The sequence below is a fragment of the Variovorax sp. PCZ-1 genome, assembly GCF_018413605.1.
Lineage (GTDB): Bacteria > Pseudomonadota > Gammaproteobacteria > Burkholderiales > Burkholderiaceae_C > JANMDU01.
In genome coordinates this window covers 795,579-811,776 of record NZ_JAHCDN010000001.1, presented here as the reverse complement: position 1 = coordinate 811,776, position 16,198 = coordinate 795,579, and the positions used below count along the sequence as shown (strand labels likewise).

The following is a 16,198-nucleotide window of genomic DNA, read 5'->3' as shown; positions in this document are numbered from 1 at the left end:
GATGAAGAAAACACACTGAGGCGAGCAATCAGACTAAGCCCAACCTTTGTCGAAGCTCTGTCAAACCTTGATCAAGCCCTGCACCGCCTTGAACTGCGCATGCTCCGAGCCGCGCAGCCATTCGAAGAGCACCATTTCGGTGGTCACGAGACTCGCTCCCTCGGCGGCAATCCGGTCATAGGCCGCATCGCGGTTGCGCTCGGTGCGGCTGCTGCAAGCATCCGTCACCACATACACATCAAAATCTTCCAGCAGCCCCATCACGGTTTGCAACACGCACACATGCGCCTCGCAGCCGGCGATGATGATGTCTGTGCGATTATTCGTGGGCGCTTTTTGCAAATGCTTGGGCACGCTCTTCAAATTCGGCGAAGCCTTCGGTGTACCGATCTCTTGCAAGACCTCGATCAAACCCGCATCCACCGCAGAAAACTCCGTCTTCACCAGCGGCTCACGCGCAAAGTCAGCGAGCTCAGGAACCGTCTCACCCAGCCCTTCTGGATACTGCTCCGTCACCGTCACAGGCACGCGCATGAGGCGCGCCGCCTGCGCCAGGCGAACGGCGTTTTGTAAGACGAAAGAGCTTTCATGCATCGCAGGCATGAGCTTTGCCTGCAGGTCAATGAGCACGAGTTGGGAGGCGGAAGTATCGATAAGCATAGGTTGATTATCCCTGCTTCATCGCCGTCACTTCAATTTCAATCTTCATGCGCGGATCAGCTAGCCCGGCGGAGATCATCATAGCTGCCGGGCGAACCTCGCCGAAGTACTTTTTGAGCACGGGCCAGCATTGCGGGAAATCGCTGGCAACGGGCAACACATAAGTCATGCGCACCACATCGGCCATGCTGGAGCCTGCTTGCGCGAGCGCAGCTGAGATGTTCTTCAAGCATTGCTCCGTCTGCACCACCAAATCATCCGAGATCGTCATCGTCGAATAGTCAAAGCCAGTCGTACCCGAGACGAAAACCCAATCGCCTTGCACCACTGCGCGGCTGTAGCCGATCTCGGCTTCAAAGGTGGAGCCGGAGGAAATGAGTTTGCGGGTCATGGTAGAAATCCTGTGAGTGCAGAAAGATGAAATCGTAGCAAACCCAGCGACAATTCCCTTATGCAAAACAATGCCGTGCATCTAGCCACTCATGGCGTAGAACATTACGAGAATTTCCCGGTCGCCTCATGGCTCACGCCTGCGCGGCTGCGGCCTGCGATTGTGGCGATTTATTGGTTTGCGCGTACTGCTGACGATATTGCTGATGAAGGCGAAGCTACTGCCGAGCAGCGGCTGGCTGATCTGGCTGCCTTCCGTGCTGATTTGTTGATTTGCTCAAATAGCGATGCCGCATCGCTACGCTGGCCGCATGTGTTTGCCCCGCTGCGCCAAGCCATCCTCGCGCATGCGCTACCCGTGCCCCTGCTCGATGCGCTCTTGCAAGCCTTTGAGCAAGATGTGCGCTACACCGCTGCTGGCCGCTGGTATGAGAGTAATACCGAGCTACTGGACTATTGCAGCCGCTCAGCCAACCCCGTGGGGCGTTTGCTCTTGCATTTGTATGGCGTAACAGGCCCGCGCGAATTATCCGCATCAGACGCCATTTGCTCAGCGCTTCAGCTCATCAACTTCTGGCAAGACCCGAGCAAAGATATTCCACGTGGCCGCTACTATTTCCCGCTGAATGCGATGGCCGCCAATCAAGTGCTGCCCGCTGACCTCATCGCTGGCAAAGATAATGAAAACACTATAAAAATGATAGCTGCTTGCGCAGATTTCGCGGTCGCAATCATGCAAAAAGGCTTTGAATTACCTATTCAAGTGCGCCAGCAGATCAAAGGCTTCGATGGCTGGCGGCTAAGCCTCGAATTGCGCTGCGTGATTCACGGCGGCCTGCGCATTTTGGAAAAAATCAAAGCTATGGACTACCGCACGCTCTCCGCTCGCCCCAAGATCACAGCATGGGATGGCATTGTCATCCTCTGGCGAGCCCTCTGGCACTGATGATGAAGGCTTGTCTACATGGTATCCCCGTTCACCCTGAGCCTGTCGAAGGGCGATAAGGCTTCGACAAGCTCAGCCCGAACGGATGCGTTGTGTCGTTTTATGGCAACCCATAGCTCGCAGATAATCAAGCCATGTCCCCCGAGCAATACGTCCAACAAAAAGCTGCGCAAGCCGGCAGCAGCTTCTATTACGCCTTCCTCTTCCTGCCCAAAGAGCGCCGCGCCGCCATCACCGCGTTTTATGCGTTTTGCCGCGAGGTGGATGATGTGGTCGATGAAGTAAGCGACCCCGGTGTGGCTGCCACCAAGCTCGCGTGGTGGGCCAAAGAAGTGGCGCAAGCCTTCGCCGCACCAGAAGTCACAGCCAATCGCCACCCAGCCTTACTCGCTATCATGCCGCACACCCAAACCTTCGGCATCGAAGAGCGCCATCTGCAAGCCGTGATCGAAGGCTGCCAAATGGATCTCACGCAAACCCGCTATCTCGATTACCCCGGCCTGCAAAAATATTGCCACCTCGTCGCAGGCATTGTGGGCGAAGTCTCCGCCCGCATCTTCGGCCAAAGCGATGAGCGCACCACGCAATACGCCCACAAACTCGGCCTCGCCCTGCAGCTCACCAACATCATCCGTGATGTGGGCGAAGACGCGCAACGCGGCCGCATCTATCTGCCCGTCAACGAGCTGCAAAAATTCGATGTGAAAGCCAATGAACTCAGCCTCGGCCAAAAGGGTTACTCCGAACGCTTCACAGCCCTCATGCAATTCCAAGCCCAGCGAGCACAAGAGGTGTACGACGAAGCCTTCTCCCTCCTGCCTGCCGCAGACGCAAGAGCCCAAAAACCCGGCCTCATGATGGCCAAAATCTACCGCGCCCTGCTCAGCGAAATCCAATCAGAAAACTTCCAAGTCCTCCACCAACGCATCAGCCTCACGCCCCTGCGCAAATTTTGGCTAGCGTGGAAAGTGCAAGCGCTAGGGCGTTAAGCAATGGGACAGATTCAGTTAGCGCGCCAACAGCCAGAAATTGGGGTCAGATCCCAATTCAAGACACTCAACGCCCCGGCGCGAATTCAACCCCAGACGAAATTGGGCTCTGACCCCAATTTCTGGCGTGCTCTCCGAAGCGAAGAAGCCCCAACATGAAAGTCCTAGTAGCCGGCGCAGGCTGGGCAGGCCTATCCGCAGCCATCGAGCTCACCAAATCAGGCCACCAAGTCACCCTCATAGAAGCCTCCCGCCACCTAGGTGGCCGCGCAAGAGCCCTCGATGTGAAACTCCCCGACGGCAGCACAGCCACCCTAGACAACGGCCAACACATCCTCATCGGCGCGTATTCCGAAACCCTGCGCCTCATGCGCGAAGTCGGCATCAACCCGCAAGAAGTCTTGCTCCGCATCCCCCTCACCCTCCGCTTCCCCGATGGCCAAGCGCTCGGCGCGCTATCAGGTGCCACGCTGCAACTTCCCGATTGGAAAAACCCTCTCATCAAAGGCCTAGACGTCGCCTGGGGCGTCATGCGCGCACGCGGCTGGAGCTGGGCAGACAAACTCTCCCTGCTCCGCACAGCCGCCGCGTGGCGCTTGAAAAACTTCGAATGCGAGCCCCACACCACAGTCGCCTCCCTGTGCAAGCGTATCACCCAGCCCGTGATGCAAATGCTCATCGAGCCCCTGTGCGTCTCCGCGCTCAATACCCCCGCAGACCGCGCCAGCGGCCAAGTCTTCCTGCGCATCATGCGTGATTCGCTCTTCGCCGCAACGAACGAAGACATGGGAAGCTCCAACCTCCTCCTCCCCAAAACCGATCTAGGCAGCCTCTTCCCCCAAGCCGCAGCCGCCTGGCTCGCACAGCGCGGCTGCGAAGTACGCCTAGGCGAGCGCCTCACACACATCACAAGCACACTCGATTCACTATCAAATACAGAGCACTCCGCACACATTACATGCCGGCGAAGTGATGATTTGAGCACTAATTTAGTTGAAAACTACGATGCCATCGTGCTAGCTACACCCCCAGTCGAAGCAGCCCGCATCGCCAAAGCCTCAGGCCACACCGCATGGGCAGACACCACCGATGCCCTGCACCATGAAGCCATCGCCACCGTCTATGCCTACGCGCCAGACGCAAAGCTCCCCTGCCCCATGATGGCACTCAAAAGCAGCCCAGCCGGTGGCAACGAACCCGCCCAATTCGTCTTCGACCGAGGCGCACTTACAGGCCAAACAGGCCTCCTAGCCTTCGTCGTCAGCGCCAGCCAAGGCGATGCCGCCACGATAGAAAGCCAAGCCATCGCCCAAGGCCAAAAGCAACTCGGCCTGCCCAACCTCCAAGCCCTACAAACCATCATGGACAAACGCGCCACCTTCGCCTGCACACCAGCTTTGCAGCGCCCGAGCTCTAAGATCGCGGCAAACATCATCGTATGTGGCGATTATGTGGAAGGACCATATCCATCGACATTAGAGGGCGCTATTCGCTCTAGAAACTCTGCAACCGCAGTTTTGCAGGCTAGCAAGTAGCATGCTAAATTCAGTTTGAGTATTAAAAAATGCATACTGAGCGATTCCAAAGACTTCGTAAAAAGACTCTAAACACAGTCTTCGACAAAGCAGTTGCGACCAAAATTTGGCGATCAACTGTGCGCAACCAACTACGTGGATTAGACATAAAAGACCTCTATGACCACTATGATTTCAATCTCAATATAGACGACAGAATCCAAGCAATCAAATCATCGATCCTTGACGGCTCGTACTCGGTTGGAACTCCACTGATTTATCGAACAGAGAAAAAATATGGCATTTGTAGGCACATGGTCATACCGCAGCCAGAAGACGCTTTAGTACTTCAGTGCTTAATTGAGCAAGTATCGAGCTCGGTACTTAAAAAGCAGCCTTCAAAAAATGCGTTCTATTCAAGAGACAAGCACAATGTAAAGAAGCCGCATCAGGCTATTGAATACGGTTTAAGTTTTCGCGAACAATGGAAAAATCTACAAAAGAAGATTTATAACTTCACAGGCGAATTTAATTACTTAGTCGTAACGGATTTAACGAATTACTTTGACTCAATTGATCTTCGTGAATTGCGGCGCGTGTTTGTATCTCACGTGGAAGCTGATGAAGTCATAGTTGATCTCATATTCAGAGTTGTTGAGGGTCTGTCATGGAAACCAGACTATTTACCTTATTCACACCGGGGCCTGCCGACTGCAAATATTGAACCCATTCGACTCTTAGCCCACAGTTTTTTATTTGAGGTTGATCAAATCCTGAAAGAGCGAACTGGAGAAAACTTCGCTCGATGGATGGACGACATTACATGTGGCATTGACTCAAAGCGTGATGGAATTGCACTGCTAAGTGATGTATCGGATGTACTTAAGAGTAGAGGTCTTGCACTCAACATTGCTAAAACCCAAATTCTGTCGGCTGACGATGCTAAGTTTCACTTTCAAATCGACGCAAATATCGAGATTGATAAATACGAAGAACTGAAGCCGGGCACAACGAAAGCTAAATTAGCAGAGCGCCAACTTTGGTTTAAATATCGCACACATTTTCGCGACAAGTCACCAAAAGCTTGGGACAAGATTGCGAAAAGGTACATAACTACTTTCGGTAAACTTGAGAGTGATCGATTGCTTGATGATCTTTCTGATCGATATATATCAAACCCGTCTTTGCGGACAAACTACTTAATATATTTATCTGTTCGAGGCTACAGCCACAAAGCAGCTATGCGAATCTTGGAAATTCTCGAGAAAATTGATCCCTTTGATGATCTCTCTTTGTTCCAGATATCGCATCTACTCACTCAATGGAACATACCAACAAACAAGCGTGGAGGTGATTTTGTTGACAAGGCACAAAGCCAGCTGACGCTCCATTCGCAAAAAAAGAAGGATGCACAATCGTTTTTTGCACTGCTATGGTTCAAGAGCAAATACGCAACTAGTCAAGATTTATACAGATTCCTTGTGAAATACAGGAATATCTGGCAAAACAACTCATTCTTACGACGTCAAGCCACTGCTGCAATGGCAAGATTTGGAGTCGCAAGAACAAAGAATCAGGTGGAGTTGATAAATCAACAAGCTATGTCGGGTATTCCTACCACTGTCTCTGTAGCCAACCAAATATCTCAATTTACTGAGCTGGAAAAAGTTTCATTCGAGCTAAACGCGTACTTGTTCCCTCAAACCAAGCCCACGGTATATCCACACTCTAAGTTCATCGTCCTTTGTTCAGTACTCTCGTCAAAATACATTCGATCCAAAAGTTCTATCACAGAGAAAATTAATGCGTACGTTACTGATGATCGTCATCGAACAATTCTGAGGGAAGAATTCGAACAGCCGCTGACCTAGCAGCCTAAGTCTCGCTCGAATTAGTTTCGCTTAAGCGCCGCCAACTTATCCGCCATCGAAGAATTGCGCACCTCTTCCTGCTTAGGTCGATAAGCATTCGCGCCGCCTCTTGGGTCACGCCCATCCCGCGAACCACGATCATTGCGATCTCCTGTCGCCCTCGAAGGCGCAGCATCAAGCTTCATGCTGAGCCCAATGCGCTTCCTCGCCACATCCACTTCCATCACTTTCACGCGCACCACCTGCCCGGCGCGGACAACCTCGCGCGCGTCGGTGATGAATTTGTGGGATAGTTGGCTGACGTGGATGAGGCCGTCTTGGTGCACGCCGAGATCGACGAAAGCGCCGAAGGCGGCGACGTTGCTGACTGTGCCTTCCAGCACCATGCCGGGTTGCAAATCTTTGATGTCTTCCACGCCATCATTAAATCGCGCGACTTTGAAATCTGGCCTTGGATCGCGGCCTGGCTTTTCTAGTTCAGCGAGGATGTCTTGTACGGTGAGCGCGCCAGCTTTTTCTGTGACGATTTGCTCGGGCTTGACGCTCTTCAAAATCTCGCTGCGCCCCATCACCTCTTGAATGGGTTTCTTCACCAAGGCGAGCAGCTTCTCCACCACTTCATAGCTCTCTGGGTGCACGCCCGTGGCATCCAGCGGATTGCTGCCGCCGCGTATGCGCAGGAAGCCGGCGCATTGCTCGAAGGTCTTCGCGCCGAGGCCGCTCACGGCGAGCAAATCTTGCCGGGAAATGAATGCGCCTTTGGCTTCGCGATGACGCACCACAGCTTTGGCCACCGAGCCATTCAGCCCAGCCACGCGCGTGAGCAACGGCACGCTTGCAGTATTCAAATCCACACCCACGCCGTTCACGCAATCTTCCACCACGGCATCGAGGCTTTTGACCAACTCGCTCTGATTCACATCATGCTGATACTGCCCCACGCCGATGCTCTTGGGATCAATCTTCACGAGCTCGGCCAGCGGATCTTGCAAGCGCCGCGCAATGGAAGCCGCGCCGCGCAGGCTCACATCCACATCGGGCATTTCTTGGCTGGCGTATTCGCTGGCGCTGTAGATGGATGCGCCGGATTCGCTGACGACGATTTTTTGTATCGTTTTTAAGGCATTTTGGCCATCTTGCCGGTATGTTTCCTGCGCGGAGTGCTCATCTTTTGATAGTAACTTGATGAGATCGCCAGCCAGCTTATCCGTCTCGCGCGAGGCTGTGCCGTTGCCGATGGCGATGAGTTCAACCCCATGCTTCTTGCTCAGCAGAGCGAGCGTGTGCAGCGCGCCATCCCAATCTTTGCGCGGCTCATGCGGATACACGGTGCTCGTCTCCAGCAGCTTACCCGTCGCATCCACCACGGCCACTTTCACACCTGTGCGAATGCCGGGATCAAGCCCCATCACAGCCTTAGGCCCCGCAGGCGCGGCCAGCAGCAGATCGCGCACGTTTTGCGCAAACACTTTGATGGCCACTTTCTCAGCCTCTTCACGCAGGCGGGCAAACAAATCGCGCTCCAAGCTCAGCGATAGCTTGACCTTCCACGTCCAGCTCACGCATTTGCGAATGAGATCGTCAGCAGGCCTTGCGGCATGGCTCCATTTCAGATGCAGAGCGATACGGCCTTCTGCGAGGCTCACAGGTTTCGCTACAGTATTAGTAGCGCCTTGCGCAGATTCCACGCCGGGCACATCCAGTTTTGCCTCTAAATACTCGGCTGCACGCCCGCGAAACACGGCAAGCGCACGATGCGACGGCACGGTGCGAATCGGCTCGCTGTAATCAAAATAATCTTGAAATTTGGCGATATCAGGATTCTTCTCATCCTTACCTTCGAGTAGCTTGGAGACAAAGGCCGCCTCTTGCCACAGCCATTCACGCAAGCTCTGCACAAGGCCAGCATCTTCCGCCCAACGCTCGCTCAAAATATCGCGCACGCCATCGAGCACAGCCAGCGCGTTAGAAAAATCCGCGCCTTCGATGCTGCCTGCGGGCGTGGTGAATTTTTCGGCCTCAGTTATAGGATTCAGCGATGGATCAGCAAACAGCAAATCCGCCAGCAGCTCAATGCCCGCCTCCCGCGCAATCATGCCCTTGGTGCGGCGCTTGGGCTTAAACGGCAGATACAAATCTTCCAGCTCTTGCTTGGTGGGCGCGGCCTCAATCGCGGCATGCAGCTCAGGCGTGAGCTTGCCCTGCTCTTGAATGCTCTTCAGAATTGCCTCGCGGCGATCCGCCATCTCACGCAGATAGCCCAGCCGATATTCCAGCTCACGCAGCTGAATATCATCCAGCCCATCGGTAGCTTCTTTGCGGTAGCGCGCGATGAAGGGCACGGTCGCCCCACCATCGAGCAGGCTCACGGCCGCCTGCACTTGAGACTCTTTGACTTTGATTTCTGTGGCAATCTGCCGAACGATACTTTGCATAAGCTCCCACTGCACTTCTCATAAAACAAGCGCGTGAGTGTGCCACGCCGTGCCGCTAGAGACATCGCTCAAAACATAATTTTTCCATTTCAGAGCTTTTCAAGTCACTGAAATTCACGCTATAATCAGGGGCTACGCTGCAAAAAACTCAAAGTTTTAGCAACGTAACCGTGGGACTTTAGCTCAGCCGGTAGAGCAGCGGACTTTTAATCCGTTGGTCGCGAGTTCGAATCTCGCAGGTCCTACCAAAAATTCAAAAAAGCCTGTGAGAGATCGCAGGCTTTTTTCGTTGCGCGGCACATTTTCTCTGCCCTTGTTGATCGCCCTGCTTATCGGGCTATCTCGCGGGTTTCAAGGTGTGCGTGCGTTGGCACACGAAGGCCTGTGTGAGCGCATCAAAATCCCACTGCTCCACCACACACTCTCCGCCCGGCATACTCGCCCCCCATCGCATCAGATTCACCGAATTGGGCACACCGGCACGCACACGTCGCGAGACCGCTGTGCCCGCCTGCACCGCCCACATAGAGCGCACCAAACCAGCCAGCGGCATCACATATGGCAAATGAATGTGCCCGCCCAGCACCAAGTCGGCCCCCGCTTGCGCCCAGCGGCGCTGTGCCAGCACATGCCCGCGCACGCGATGCTGCTGCTCAGCAGCATACGGCGTGTCGATGGGCTGATGCACCACCACCACGCGCAATTGCTGGGCGCTGGCGCGCTCGAGTTGCGCCGCCACGCGCTCAATCTGCTCAGGCGATATCTCGCCATGGCGATGCCGGTGTGCGCGTGTGGTGTTCACGCCAAGCACCAATAGCTCTGCTGATGAATACACAGGCTCCATCTGCTCGCCAAATGCTGCGCTAAAGCCAGCATAGGGGTAGAACACACGCGCCACGAGATTGAACAGTGGGATATCGTGATTCCCCGGCAAGGCCAGCACCTTCGCGCCCAAGCTTTGTGTAAAACGGCTCGCAGCGGCAAATTGCGCGCGGCGAGCGCGCTGGGTGATGTCCCCAGTGAGCACCACAAGCTCAGGCTGCTGAGCTTGCGCCAACACTTTCAAAGCGGCGACCACAGCCGGCTGCTCGGTTCCAAAGTGCGTATCAGAGATGTGCAGCAACACACTCATGCGCTCGCCTCAGGCGCATCTTTTACAACGCGAGGCTGCAGCAGAAACAAGGGCTTAGAGGGCACCAAAAACTCAATAGGCGAACGCAGCCAGCTCACCTCGCCGTCCATCGCCACTTTCACTCTTCTTTGGCCAGGATGCACCAGCATATGGTCAAACTGAAAACTCTGTACATCATCTGCCTCGCCCAGCGTGCCCATTGCGCCATGCAAAATCAAGCGCAGCATGGCTCCGGTGCCAATGGGCTTGAGCATGATGGCTGCTACGCGGCCTTCTTCAAAAGCCTGAGTGCGGCAAGCACTGGCTTGCACGCCAAATTGATCCAGTTGCAAGCGATTGTTGCCTACGAATAAAGTGGGCGTGCGCACATCGTATTCTGTGCCGTCCAGCTCAATATGCAGGCGCAATTGTCTGCGGGAGCGCAGCAGGGTGATGCAGGCCGCAGCCAAGGCAACAAAGCGGCTGCGCCCGAATTTTGCTTTGTAGGCTTCACGATCTTCCAGCAACTCGGGATACAGCCCCAAACTGGCATTGACCAAAAACACTTTTCTGTTCACCGTGGCCACTTGCACAGGCTCTACATCAGCATCGAGTAAACCGAGCAAGGCCTGCGTGGGATCGGTCGGAATGCCATGAGTGCGCGCAAAATAATTGAAAGTGCCCTGCGCGACGACGCCCATCACGCAGCCCTGCGCATGAGCCGCTTGCGCGACGGTGTTCACGGTACCATCGCCACCGACAGCCACAATCGCTGTGCCCAAACGATGCGCTTTCTCCGCAGCTTGCGCAGCCAACTCGGGCAACTGCTCAGGAGACGCCATGACAATCTCTGCACTTAGCCCTGCCTGACTGAACGTGCTTTCGATCAGCGTGCGCTGATTCTGAGGATCATTGCGCCCAGCCGCTGCGTTGATTAAAAAAATCAACGGCTGGCCAGGCTCGATGCGCGGCGCTGGCATAAGCTACAAGGCGTCCTGACGCAACATCGCCATGGCCTTGCCAGCATTCCATCTGGCACCTAGGTTTTTAGTTCGCTCTAACATTCAATGCTCCGCGCCCTCATTGGGCATAAAGACGATTGTGTATTGAATGAAATACCAAAGTACCTCAGTGGGTTGATCCTGGATTTTGCTATTTATTGCATAGCACTTCACGCAGATCTACTGGGCGCTAGCAGCCTATTTGATATAAATTTTGATATTCGCTGATGATCAGCGGCTTGAACAGCTGTGATTGTGGCAAGCTCTTGCCTATGAAGACATCTCTTGCACCGCAGCCTACACTTGATGTGCTGTGCATTGGCGGTATCAATTTAGATCGCAAATTGAAGGCTCTGCAACCGCTCAGTTCGCAGAGCTCCAATCCTTGTGTTGCGAGCGAATCGCCCGGCGGCGTAGCGCGCAATGTCGCGGAGAATTTAGCGCGGTTGGGCTTGCAGGTGAGTTTGCTGGGGCATGTCGGGCGCGATGCGGCGGCTCAAGCTGTACTGATGCCTTTACGTGAATTGGGTGTTGATACGGGCTCTTGCCGAGTGAGTGATGCAGGCAGCACGGGCAGCTACACAGCCGTGCTGGATGCAAACGGCCAACTCGTGATGGGCATGGCAGATATGGCGCTCACGGAATTGCTCACGCCTGAGCTCTTGGAAACAGCGATTACCACCCAAAACGCCAAGCTCTGGATGACGGATATGAATTTACCTGCGAGCAGCCTCGCGTGGCTCACGCAGCAGGCGCATGCACGAGAGCAGAGGCTGGTGATGCTGGCTGTGTCTGAGCCGAAAATGAATCGACTGCCCTCAGATTTGCATGGTGTGAATACACTGGTGCTCAATGGTGGTGAGCTGGCTGCATTGGGATTGCCTCAAGACGATATCCATGCCGCGTTCGCCAAACTGCGTGCGCTCGGATTGCAGCGTCTGGTTGTCACCTTCGGCGAGCAAGGCGTTCAATGCATTGAGGCTGAGCAAACTGAAGCCCTGCATATCAAGCCAGAGTTACCCGAGCATTTAAAAGTAGTGGATGTCAGCGGCGCGGGAGATGCCTTCTGCGCCGGCCTGTGTGCGAGTTATCTGCGCTATCCTGCGGATTCGCTGGCAAGCCAAGTGAAGCGCGCCATGAAGCTTTCTGTGCTCACTGTGCAAAGCACTTCTACAGTGAGCACAGCCATCACACCTGATTTGATTTGAGATAAGCAAAATGCAATCCGCAAAAGAACATTTGAATATTCATCCCGAAGTTGCGCAAGCTTTGGCAGATGGTCGTGCAGTCGTCGCGCTCGAATCCACCATCATCGCGCATGGCATGCCTTATCCGCAGAATGTGGCAACTGCTTTGGAAGTGGAAGCGGTGATTCGCGCGCATGGCGCGATCCCCGCCACGATTGCCGTGCTCGAAGGAAAAATCTGCGTGGGCCTTTCGCGCGAGCAGATTGAAGTGCTGGGCTCCACGCCGGATGTGATGAAGCTCAGCCGGCGTGACTTACCCTATGCCGTGGCTACGGGCAAGCCGGGCGCAACCACGGTAGCCGCCACGATGATTTGCGCGGCGCTGGCAGGCATCCCCGTGTTCGTGACGGGTGGCATTGGCGGCGTGCATCGCGGGGCGGCTGAGAGCTTTGATATTTCGGCGGATCTCACCGAGCTTGCCCAAACACCTGTGGCCGTGGTGTGCGCGGGGGCGAAGTCGATTTTGGATTTACCACTCACGCTGGAAGTGCTGGAGACGAATGGTGTGCCAGTCATCAGCATTGGGCAAGAGAACTTCGCCGCGTTTTTCACTCGGGACAGTGGCTTGAAAGCCGACTTCCGCATTGACGAGCCTGAGCTTCAGGCCCGCTTCATCCGCGCCAAATGGGCGATTGGCTTGAAGGGCGGCGTGCTCATCAGCAATCCCGTACCAGCACAGAGCGAGATTCCTGCAGCGCAAATCAACCAAATCATAGATGCCGCCTTGCAGGAAGCGACAGCTCAAGGCATTTCTGGCAAGCGGGTAACGCCCTACTTGCTCAAGCGCATCAACGAGCTCACTCAAGGCGCGAGCCTCAAAACCAATATCGCCTTGGTCAAAAACAATGCCCGCGTGGGCGCGCAGCTTGCAGTAGCCTTGACAATAACAACCTAGCCCTTGATCTATCCCGTTCGGGCTGAGCTTGTCAAAGCCTTGTTAAGCCCTGCGACAAGCTCAGGGCGAACGGTATAGAGCAGCTTGTCAAGATCGCCCCGGTAAAATCGAGGCTATGACTGCAGAAATCACCAAACCCGCCCAGCCCAGCCTCGACGCTCTCGCAAAATCCTTCGATCCCAAGCCCATTGAAGCCCAATGGGGTCCTGAGTGGGAAAAGCGCGGATACGGTAGCGCAGGCACACGTGGCACAGGCAAGCCCAGCGCTGAAGCCGCCGCCAAACAAGAAAATTTCTCCATCCAGCTGCCCCCACCCAACGTGACTGGCACGCTGCACATGGGCCATGCGTTTAACCAAACGATCATGGACTCGCTCACGCGCTATCACCGCATGCGCGGATTCAACACCGCTTGGATTCCCGGCACAGACCACGCAGGCATTGCCACGCAAATCGTGGTGGAGCGCCAGTTGCAAGACAAAGGCCAAACCCGCTATGACTTAGGCCGTAAGAATTTCGTCGCCCGCGTGTGGGATTGGAAAGAAGAATCCGGCAACACCATCACCACACAAATGCGCCGCATGGGCGCGAGCGTGGATTGGAGCCGCGAATACTTCACGATGGATGACAAACTCTCCAAAGTCGTCACCGAAACCTTCGTGCGCCTCTACGAAGAAGGCCTGATCTATCGCGGCAAGCGCTTGGTGAATTGGGACCCGGTGCTCAAAAGCGCGGTGAGTGATCTGGAAGTGGAAAGCCAAGAGGCCGATGGCAAGATGCACTACATCTTGTACCCGTTTGCTGATGGCGAGCAGATGATTGAAGGCCAGATGCAGCGTGGCCTGCAAATCGCCACCACCCGCCCCGAGACGATGCTGGCCGATGGCGCGCTTTGCGTGCATCCTGAAGACGAGCGCTACAAACACCTCGTCGGCAAGATGGTCGATCTGCCGCTGTGTAACCGACAAATCCCGATCATTGCGGATGATTTCGTAGATCGCGCTTTCGGCTCAGGCTGCGTGAAGATCACTGGCGCGCATGACTTCAACGACTACGCTTGCTCGCAGCGCCACAACCTGCCGCTGATCACCATCTTCACGCTAGACGCGAAGATCAACGAAAACGGCCCCGCTGCTTATCAGGGCATGGATCGTTTCGTTGCCCGCAAAGCCGTGATCAAAGATTTGGAAACGCAGAATTTCTTGATCGAGATTAAGCCCCACAAACTCATGTTGCCGATTTGCGCGCGAACGGGTCAGGTCGTGGAGCCCATGCTCACGGATCAATGGTTTGTTGCTATGTCAAAGCCGGGTGCAGCCGGCGTATCTATTGCGCAAGGCGCTATCAATGCAGTAGCAAGCGGGCAAGTGCAGTTTGTGCCTGAGCAGTGGGTGAACACCTACAACCAGTGGATGAACAACATCCAAGACTGGTGCATCTCACGCCAACTCTGGTGGGGTCATCAGATTCCAGCTTGGTATGACGAAGATGGCAAAGTGTATGTGGCTCGCAATGAAGATGAAGCCAAAGCAAAAGCGCCGGGCAAAACGCTCACCCGCGATGAAGACGTGCTCGACACTTGGTATTCATCCGCCCTCGTGCCCTTCAGCACTATGGGCTGGCCTGAATCCGTTCGGGCTGAGCCTGTCGAAGCCTCGGTGAGCCCTTCGACAAGCTCAGGGCGAACGGGTGTTTCTGATTACGATCTTTATCTGCCCTCCTCCACGCTCGTGACAGGCTACGACATCATCTTCTTCTGGGTCGCCCGCATGATCATGATGACGCAGCACTTCACAGGCCGCGTGCCGTTCAAGCATGTGTATATCCACGGCCTCGTGCGCGATTCACAGGGCAAGAAGATGAGCAAATCAGAAGGCAATGTGCTCGATCCTGTTGATTTGATCGACGGCATCGAGCTCGCGCCACTGCTCGACAAACGCACCCAAGGCCTGCGCAAGCCCGAAACTGCGCCGCAAGTGCGCAAAAACACCGAGAAAGAATTCCCCGCAGGCATTCCTGGCTACGGCGCAGATGCTTTGCGATTCACCTTCGCCGCACTCGCCTCCTTGGGAAGAAACATCAATTTCGACAGCAAACGCTGCGAAGGCTACCGCAATTTTTGCAACAAACTCTGGAACGCCACGCGCTTCGTGCTGATGAATTGCGAAGGCTATGACTGTGGTTTAAAAGATCACACCAAAGAGCAGTGCCAGCCTGGTGGAGAGTTCCACGGCTACATGGCCTTTAGCCAAGCCGACCGCTGGATTTCATCCATCTTGCAAAAAGTGGAAGCCGATGTCGCGCAAGGCTTTGCAGACTATCGCCTCGACAACGTGGCCAACACGATTTACGACTTCGTGTGGAACGAGTTCTGCGATTGGTATTTGGAAATCGCCAAGGTGCAAATCCAAACGGGTACAGAAGCCCAGCAACGTGCGACAAGACGCACCCTCATCCGCACGCTCGAATGCATCATGCGCCTCGCGCACCCGATCATTCCTTTCATCACCGAAGAGCTGTGGCAGAAGGTAGCGCCAGTCGCAGGCCTCAAAGGTGACTCCGTGGCAGTAGCACGCTACCCGCAAGCCCAGCCCGAGAAGATCGACCCAGCAGCCATCGCCCACGTCGCCAAACTCAAATCCATCGTCGATGCCTGCCGCAATCTACGCGGCGAGATGAACGTCAGCCCCGCCCAGCGCCTGCCGATGCTTGTCACGGGCGATGCAGAGTTCATCAGTCAAAGCGCCGATTTGCTCAAAGCCTTGGCCAAGTTGTCCGACGTAAAAACCTTCGCCACAGAAGCCGATTGGGCCCAAGCCAGCGGCGCATCCCCCACAGCCGTCGTCGGCGAAGCACGCCTCTCGCTCTTCGTGGAAGTGGATGTGGCCGCAGAAAAAGCGCGCTTAACGAAAGAAGTCGCTCGCTTGGAAGGTGAAGTGACGAAAGCCAACGCCAAACTAGGCAACGAAGCCTTCGTCGCCAAAGCCCCCGCCGCCGTGCTCGATCAAGAGCGCAAACGCTTGGCCGATTTCAGTGCGACTTTAGACAAGTTGCGCGAGCAAATCAAACGGCTTGGTTAAACCCGCCTACTATCAAAAAAATAGCTAGCTGCGCAGATTCTGCGCCGGCTAGCTGTCTAT

12 protein-coding genes and 1 tRNA gene are annotated in these 16,198 nt (G+C 55.0%); 8 read left to right on the top strand and 5 right to left on the bottom strand.

All coding sequences use genetic code 11. The annotated features are described in order from the left end of the window. Window positions 1-60 precede the first annotated feature (60 nt). Together KIH26_RS04040 and KIH26_RS04035 are read right to left on the bottom strand one after the other, a co-directional pair. A complete protein-coding gene (locus tag KIH26_RS04040) occupies window positions 61-660 on the bottom strand; it encodes an isochorismatase family protein (RefSeq protein ID WP_213442709.1) in 600 nt (199 codons plus the stop codon). A gap of 7 nt (window positions 661-667) precedes the next feature. Next, a complete protein-coding gene (locus tag KIH26_RS04035) occupies window positions 668-1,051 on the bottom strand; it encodes a RidA family protein (RefSeq protein WP_213442707.1) in 384 nt (127 codons plus the stop codon). Window positions 1,052-1,111: 60 nt separating this feature from the next. Between KIH26_RS04035 and hpnC the strand changes: the two genes are divergently transcribed. The 4 genes from hpnC to KIH26_RS04015 all read left to right on the top strand — a co-directional run bounded on the left by hpnC (window position 1,112) and on the right by KIH26_RS04015 (window position 6,370). Then, window positions 1,112-1,996, top strand: a complete 885-nt coding sequence (gene hpnC / locus KIH26_RS04030; RefSeq protein WP_213442705.1) for a squalene synthase HpnC — start codon at window positions 1,112-1,114, stop codon at window positions 1,994-1,996. Window positions 1,997-2,130: 134 nt separating this feature from the next. Then, window positions 2,131-2,985, top strand: a complete 855-nt coding sequence (gene hpnD, locus KIH26_RS04025) for a presqualene diphosphate synthase HpnD (protein WP_213442703.1) — start codon at window positions 2,131-2,133, stop codon at window positions 2,983-2,985. A gap of 155 nt (window positions 2,986-3,140) precedes the next feature. Further along, window positions 3,141-4,520, top strand: a complete 1,380-nt coding sequence (gene hpnE / locus KIH26_RS04020) for a hydroxysqualene dehydroxylase HpnE (RefSeq protein ID WP_213442701.1) — start codon at window positions 3,141-3,143, stop codon at window positions 4,518-4,520. A gap of 119 nt (window positions 4,521-4,639) precedes the next feature. Further along, window positions 4,640-6,370 carry an RNA-directed DNA polymerase gene (locus tag KIH26_RS04015; protein WP_213442699.1) on the top strand — a complete coding sequence of 577 codons (1,731 nt, stop codon included), beginning with the start codon at window positions 4,640-4,642 and terminating at the stop codon, window positions 6,368-6,370. A 20-nt stretch (window positions 6,371-6,390) separates the two neighbouring features. On the opposite strand, the gene KIH26_RS04010 is transcribed toward KIH26_RS04015, so the two are convergent. Further along, window positions 6,391-8,805 carry a Tex family protein gene (locus KIH26_RS04010; protein WP_213442697.1) on the bottom strand — a complete coding sequence of 805 codons (2,415 nt, stop codon included), beginning with the start codon at window positions 8,803-8,805 and terminating at the stop codon, window positions 6,391-6,393. Window positions 8,806-8,977: 172 nt separating this feature from the next. On the opposite strand from KIH26_RS04010, the gene KIH26_RS04005 reads away from it, so the two are divergent. After that, window positions 8,978-9,053: transfer RNA gene (locus KIH26_RS04005), tRNA-Lys, on the top strand. Window positions 9,054-9,142: 89 nt separating this feature from the next. On the opposite strand, the gene KIH26_RS04000 is transcribed toward KIH26_RS04005, so the two are convergent. Beyond that, window positions 9,143-9,937 carry a metallophosphoesterase family protein gene (locus KIH26_RS04000; protein ID WP_213442695.1) on the bottom strand — a complete coding sequence of 265 codons (795 nt, stop codon included), beginning with the start codon at window positions 9,935-9,937 and terminating at the stop codon, window positions 9,143-9,145. Continuing rightward, the gene (locus KIH26_RS03995; protein WP_213442693.1) at window positions 9,934-10,896 is read right to left on the bottom strand and encodes a diacylglycerol/lipid kinase family protein; all 963 of its coding nucleotides are present in this window, start codon (window positions 10,894-10,896) and stop codon (window positions 9,934-9,936) included. The genes KIH26_RS04000 and KIH26_RS03995 overlap by 4 nt, the downstream gene beginning before the upstream one ends. 293 nt (window positions 10,897-11,189) lie before the next feature. On the opposite strand from KIH26_RS03995, the gene KIH26_RS03990 reads away from it, so the two are divergent. The 3 genes from KIH26_RS03990 (at window position 11,190) to KIH26_RS03980 (ending at window position 16,138) form a co-directional block, all read left to right on the top strand. After that, window positions 11,190-12,125, top strand: a complete 936-nt coding sequence (locus KIH26_RS03990) for a carbohydrate kinase family protein (RefSeq protein WP_213442691.1) — start codon at window positions 11,190-11,192, stop codon at window positions 12,123-12,125. 10 nt (window positions 12,126-12,135) lie between these two features. Continuing rightward, a complete protein-coding gene (locus tag KIH26_RS03985; RefSeq protein WP_249660940.1) occupies window positions 12,136-13,059 on the top strand; it encodes a pseudouridine-5'-phosphate glycosidase in 924 nt (307 codons plus the stop codon). 115 nt (window positions 13,060-13,174) lie between these two features. Further along, complete coding sequence (locus tag KIH26_RS03980; protein WP_213442689.1) at window positions 13,175-16,138, top strand: valine--tRNA ligase; 2,964 nt, start codon at window positions 13,175-13,177, stop codon at window positions 16,136-16,138. Window positions 16,139-16,198: the final 60 nt, after the last annotated feature.